This window comes from Pseudonocardia phyllosphaerae, assembly GCF_046546475.1.
Lineage (GTDB): Bacteria > Actinomycetota > Actinomycetes > Mycobacteriales > Pseudonocardiaceae > Pseudonocardia > Pseudonocardia phyllosphaerae.
In genome coordinates, this window is sequence record NZ_JBKGXS010000002.1 from 654,708 (window position 1) to 660,785 (window position 6,078).

General features: G+C 68.7%; 6 protein-coding genes. 3 read left to right on the plus strand and 3 right to left on the minus strand.

What is annotated here, in order from left to right; translation table 11 throughout:
* Positions 1–167 precede the first annotated feature (167 nt).
* Both ACLE50_RS08385 and ACLE50_RS08390 read left to right on the plus strand, forming a co-directional pair.
* Entirely contained in the window at positions 168–1,733 is a 1,566-nt protein-coding gene (locus ACLE50_RS08385; protein ID WP_410942840.1) for an alpha/beta hydrolase, read from the plus strand.
* A 471-nt stretch (positions 1,734–2,204) separates the two neighbouring features.
* The gene (locus ACLE50_RS08390) at positions 2,205–3,470 is read left to right on the plus strand and encodes an alpha/beta fold hydrolase (protein WP_410942841.1); all 1,266 of its coding nucleotides are present in this window, start codon (positions 2,205–2,207) and stop codon (positions 3,468–3,470) included.
* 135 nt (positions 3,471–3,605) lie between these two features.
* Here the strand turns inward: ACLE50_RS08390 and ACLE50_RS08395 are convergent, their stop codons facing one another.
* Positions 3,606–3,845: an amidohydrolase family protein gene (locus ACLE50_RS08395; RefSeq protein WP_410942866.1), complete on the minus strand. Its 240-nt coding sequence runs from the start codon at positions 3,843–3,845 to the stop codon at positions 3,606–3,608.
* A 223-nt stretch (positions 3,846–4,068) separates the two neighbouring features.
* Here ACLE50_RS08395 and ACLE50_RS08400 point away from each other — a divergent pair, with 223 nt between their 5' ends.
* Positions 4,069–4,872, plus strand: a complete 804-nt coding sequence (locus tag ACLE50_RS08400) for an HARBI1 family protein (RefSeq protein ID WP_410942867.1) — start codon at positions 4,069–4,071, stop codon at positions 4,870–4,872.
* A 133-nt stretch (positions 4,873–5,005) separates the two neighbouring features.
* Here the strand turns inward: ACLE50_RS08400 and ACLE50_RS08405 are convergent, their stop codons facing one another.
* Both ACLE50_RS08405 and ACLE50_RS08410 read right to left on the minus strand, forming a co-directional pair.
* On the minus strand, positions 5,006–5,644 hold the full coding sequence (locus ACLE50_RS08405) for a LysE family translocator (RefSeq protein WP_410942842.1): 639 nt from the start codon (positions 5,642–5,644) through the stop codon (positions 5,006–5,008).
* Between the two features lie 217 nt (positions 5,645–5,861).
* Positions 5,862–6,078, minus strand: a 217-nt coding sequence (locus ACLE50_RS08410) for a hypothetical protein (protein ID WP_410942843.1), incomplete at its 5' end; no start/stop codon positions are given.

A 6,078-nucleotide genomic window follows, 5' to 3' on the forward strand; every position in this document is an offset into this window, starting at 1 on the left:
GACAACGGTCCGGCACGCTCCTCGTCGACGGTAGTGACATGGCGTCATGTCCTCCGATGACTGCACGCCACTGTGCCACCGGTGCGGGGCGCACATGCAATGGGACGCGACACGGGACGGAGCCGCCGAGCGGCGACCTCCGTCCACTACCGACCCGAGGAGACGTCATGTTCCGCTCTCGCCTGCTGCCCGTCGCCCTGGGGGTGGTCTCGCTGACGGTGCTCGCAGCCTGCGGCGGGCCCGCACCGCCGGGGCCGGCCGCCGCGGCCGAGACCGCATCGTCATCGGCGCTCGCCGCGTTCCACGACCAGCAGATCACCTGGCAGCCGTGTGACTCCTACGCGACCTCGGCGACCGACCGACCCCTCTATGCGAGTGACCGGTTCGACTGCGCACGGGTCGAGGTACCACTGGACTACGCCGACCCCGACGGGCCCCGTGGGCAGGTCGCCCTGCTGCGGGCGAAGGCACGCGGCGAGAAGATCGGGTCCCTGCTGGTCAACCCCGGCGGGCCCGGCGCGTCGGGGGCCGGCTTCGTGGCCTCACTGGGCCCGGTCTGGGACAACACCCCGGTCGGGGAACGCTTCGACGTCATCGGGTTCGACCCGCGCGGAGTCGGCGCATCGACACCACGGGTCGACTGCTTCACCGACGCCGAGACCGACCGCAACGCACTGCCCTCGACCTACCTGTTCGACGTCGCCGACACCGGCCGGGCGCAGGACATCGCCCGTCGATGCACCCAGGGAAGCGGCGGAGTCGAGGAGCTGACCAGCGTCGGGAGCAGCAACGTCGTGCAGGACATGGACGTGCTGCGCGCCGCACTGGGCGAGCAGAAACTCAACTACCTCGGCTACAGCTACGGCAGCGAGCTCGGCGCGATGTACGCCCAGGCGTTCCCGCAGAACCTGCGCGCGATGGTCATCGACGGCGCCGTCGACCCGGACGAGACCGAGGCACAGTTCCGGCTGTCCCAGTTCACCGCCTGGCAGAAATCCTTCGACGATCTCGCCGCCACCTGCGCCACCGGCCCGGACTGTCCACTGGGCCCCGACCCGGCCCATGCGACCGAGGTCTTCCAGGACCTCACCCGTCCCCTGCTCGACCATCCCGCCCCCACCGCCGACGGCCGCACCCTGACCTACGGCGACATGGTGCAGGGCGTGAGCAGCTCGCTGTTCTCCCCCACGCAGCGACCGGCGATCCTGCAGGGCCTGCGGGAGCTCGCCGCCGGCCGCGGCGACACCCTGCTCGCCCTGCGCGACATCGCCCTCGGCCGCGGTGCCGACGGTCGATACGGCGGCGCGTCCCACATGGACGCCAACCTCGCCGTGCGTTGCATGGACAACCCCCGGCGCACCCCGGCCGAGCAGACCGAGCTGCGTGACCGGGCCCGCCGGGCGGCGCCGTTCCTCGACCCCGGCCGCCCCGGTGGACCGACCCACTACGAGTGCGAAGGGTGGCCCGAACCGCCCAGCCGGCCCAGCCCCTGGCTCCCCGACGCCGCCGGGGTACCGCCCACGCTGACGGTCTCCCTGACCGACGACCCGGGCACCCCCTACCAGGGCGGGGTGAACCTGGCCCGCCGCCTGGGAGGCAGCCTGCTCACCGTCGAGGCCGCCCAGCACGGCATCGCCCTCTACGGCGGCAACGCCTGCGTCGACCGGACTGTCACCGACTACCTCGTCGACCTCGCCACCCCGCCCCGGGACGCCCGCTGCGGCAGCAGCTGACCCGTCGGCGCCGTCCAGCACTTCGTCTCGTCCATGCGCGTTCAACGCCGCCGCCGGGTCGCACCTGCTGTTCGCCCAGGCCGGAGCGACCGTCCACACCGACGAACTCGTCTGTCGGCTGTGAGGACACGATTGCGAACCTCTGCAAAGCCGGATCGGCTTTCTCCAGGACAGGCCGAGAAACGATGATCTCGTACTTCTGACCGAGGTCGCCGCCGTGAGCCTCGACCTAGAGTGATCACCGTGCTCGGACGGCATCGTCGAAGCCCCTGACGAGCACCTCAGATTGCTTCGACACGGAAAGGGACACCTATGCGAAGGTTGCTCGTGGCGGCAGCTGCCCTTGTAAGTCTGGTTGCACCTGTTGGCCTGGCAGGGACCTCGGAAGCCGAACCGGAGGACACTCCTCGAGGAGCCCTCAACTGGGGAAAGTGCAGCCGGACCGACATCGTGCGAGGAGTCGAGTGCGGCGTGCTCACAGTCCCTCTGGACTGGTCCGAGCCGGACGGCGAGACGATGCCGCTGCGAGTCTACCGGCAGAAGAGCACTGCCTCGGAGAGCCGCGGAACGATCATCAACTTTCCGTCCGGCCCCGGCGAGAGCGGGGACATCGGCTTCGCGAGCCTGCGCGAGCAGATGCCTGACTACGATCTGGTGGCGATCGATCCGCGCGGCGTCGGCGACAGCGGTGAACTTTCCTGTCCGGCGAGCAACGTTCTCGACATCCCGCTGGTCCCGCCGACCGACGAGAAGGAATTCGCCGCCCTGCGGGCGGATCAGGAAGCGTTGTGGAGTGCATGCTCTACGGACCCGGCCGCGATCGCGAGCCACGCCGATGCCGTCAGCAACGCCCGTGACGCCGAGGCCTTCAGAGCCGCGCTAGGGGTGGATCGAGTCAATGTTTACGGATTCTCGTACGGAACATTGTACGCGGAACGCTATCTGGGAATGTTCGGCCGGCACGTCAACGGCTCCATCCTGGAAGGCGTGATGAATCCGGCGCAATCGCGACGCGAATTTGTCACGACGGCCGCCGCGAGCTCCCAGGCGCTCTTCGAACGATTCGCGAAGACGTGCGGGAGCGACGATGGGTGCGTACTGCATGACAAGGACATCCCCGCCGTCCTGCAGGCTGCAAAGCGCCAGGCCCGTGACGGTAAGGTACCCGGGACCTCCTACGGGCGGCCCTGGTCGGACGCGGCAGTGAGCCGGTACATGGATTCCGCGATGACATCAGATGTTCGTAAGGCTGCCGCCGACCTTCTGGAACTCTCTCGCGGACGCAATCCTATTTCGGATGAAGGGCCCGACGGTCAGCTCCCGGCTCGTGTGCCCTACGCGGATCTCCTGGTGTGCTCGGACTTCGACATGTCGGTGCGGACCGTCGAGCAGGCGCGGCTCGATCACGCGGCAATGCGGCGAGCAGCACCGGACATGGGATATTCGGCCAACTCTGCCCAGTACACGTCCATCTGTCTGGGCGGGCCGCAGCCCGCCGACGGGTCCATGGCTCCGGTAGCGTCCCGCAGTCCGGTACCCACCCTGTTGCTCAGCAACAGTCACGATCCCTCCACCCCCGTCGCCTGGGCGAACAGTGTCGAGCACCAGCTCGGCGCCGGTACCTACCACATCCGGACCGACAGGGCCGGCCACGGTGGAGCCCTGGAAGAACCCGCGGTCGTGCAGCAGGTCACCGACTACATGGACACGGTCAATCCTCGACGTCCGGAGGGCTGAGCCTTCGCCAATCGGGGTCGGCATCGACCCTGGTCGCCACAACGACCGCGCCCTCCGGCCGCAGGGCTACGGCACGAGCCGTCTGGTGCCCGACCAGCGGGAAGGTGCCGCCCGGCCGCGGGCGGTCGTCGACGGTCACACCTGCTCACCGCCGATCCACACCCGACGCCGGTTGCGGGTCGCACTGATGTCGGTCGTCGGGTCTCCGTCGACGAGCAGCAGGTCCGTCCGCAGTCCGGGCGCGATCCGGCCCCGGTCGTCGAGTCCGAACCACAGTGCTGGGAGCGCGGTGGCCGCGCGCAGCGCCTCGACCGGCGAGTATCCGGTCCCGACCAGGAGCTCCAGCTCGTGGTGCAGGGTGACACCGAGCGGGATGGAGAACGGCGGCGGCTCCGGACCATGTCATGCGCAGAAGCAGAGCACCGGCAGTGCGACAATGAGGTGTTCTCAGTAGTGGCGCGAGGGTCCATATGCGACACGCCGAGCCGGGGCAGATGCCGGGGACATAGGGCAGGGCCCCGGTAGAGGGAGTTGGTCCGACCAAAGATCAACACCGCTACAGAGGCCCTGCGTGTCCGATCCTGTCATCTACACCGGTGTGCTCCCGATCCGGGACTCCACCGCCCGCTACCTGTCCCGGCTACTGGACCAGGAGCGGCGGCGTCGCCGCACACGCCGGGGTCGCCGCGCGCTGACCCCGTACGCCCAGGCAGTGCTGGTGCTGCGCTGGCTGCTCGATGCCACCCGGACCGTGCGCCTGGCCACCGACAACGCGATCGGGGTGGCCACGGTCTACCGCTACCTGCACGAAGGCATCGACGTCCTCGCCGCGGCCGCCCCGGGCCTGCACGGTGCACTCCTGGCCGCCCGGGCCGCCGGCCACTCGCGGGTCCACCTCGACGGCACCCTGATCCCGACCCACCGCTGCCGCTCCTCGGGCCCCACCCCCGGGGTGGACCTGTGGTGGTCGGGCAAGCACCACCGCCACGGCGGCAACATCCAGATCATCACCGCCCCCGACGGATGGCCCCTGTGGACCTCCCCGGTCCGTCCCGGCCGCGAACACGACACGACCTGCGCCCGCACTCACCCCGACCTGCTCGACACCCTCACCCTCTGGACCAGCGACGACCGCGCCGTGCTCGCCGACCTGGGCTACGAAGGCGAAGCCGACCGGCTCACCGTCCCGCCCAAACGCCGCACCGGACACGGGCGAACGGTCGACCAGCGCACCGCAGCGCCCCTGCACTCAGCCACCCGCGCGATCGCCGAACGCGGCAACGCCCTGCTCAAGACCACCTTCAAAGCGCTGCAACAAGTCACCCTGTGCCCCTGGCGAGTCGGAGCAATCACCGCCGCCGCACTCGTCGTCCTCCACCTCGAGCACGACCGAACTACATGATCACCACTACTGAGAAAACCTCAGTGCCTACCTCGCTGCAGTGGCCGAACGGTCCGGGAATCGACCGAGTCAGCCGGTCAGCCCCCCACCTTTCCCCTGATTCATTTGAGGAGCACAAGGGCGGTGCCCGGGATCAGCTCTGGTTTCCGGTCGCCGCTACCCCGATGCCCATACCGATCATGATCAGGCCACCTGTTCCGCCTAGCCTCCGAAGGCGAGTCGGAGATGTCGCGAACCAGTCGCGCGCAGTACCCGCTGCGCTGGCCCACACGACGTCCATGGTCGAGGCGAGAAGACAGAACAGCAGACCCAGAACGAGCATCTGAGTTACAGGGCTACCAGCGGCCGGGTCGACGAACTGAGGCAGTATCGCTGCGAAGAAGACGATCGCCTTGGGATTGGTGAGCCCGACGACTACTCCCTCCCAGAACCCCCGCCGCCTACTAGGATGTTTCGTCGGATCGTTCAGCGCTTCGACAAGCTGGTGGCGGTGCCGGAAAGCCTGGCCTCCCAGCCAAATGAGATAGGCGGCACCCAAGTACCGCAGGACGGTCAGCGCGACTGCTAGACGCTCAATCAGCACCCCGACCCCGAAGGACACCGCGACGACGAACACCAAGACCCCTGCAAGGTTACCCGCGGCCGTGACCAGCGCCGCTCGCCGGCCCAAGGCTATCGCTCGCCCTAAAATGAAGAAGACACTCGGTCCCGGTATCATGACGAAGACAAGCGAGCCGAGCAAGAACGTGACGGTTGCGCTGGCTGTGGGCATCAGTCAAGGTTAGCCGCGTCCCGCCCACGACCCCGACCAGGGCAGCTTCACCGCAGCACTACGGATCACCCGCCGCACCATCGCCCACCCGGGCGCATTTCGTCCCTGCCCAGCACCACTCCGGCCAGGGACGACACTGGCAGGCGTTTCTGCACCGCCTACTCGCCCGTGTGGTGCCCCGCCGCCGTCACCGATCCGCACCTGTCAAGTGAGCGGCTCACGGCGCCTCGTCGACGACCGCCTCACGGTCCTCACGGTCGACGTCGGATCCGTCTGAATCCCGCTCGTCGGCGTCACCTTCGGCGGCGTGCCGGCGGGCGACCTCGTCGTCGGGTTCCTCGGCGCTGTCGCGGTACCGGACTTCGTCCAGCACCCGCCGGGCGTACTCCAGGTGATCGTTGGTCTCCTCCGCGTCCGGGACCCGGACCGAGTCC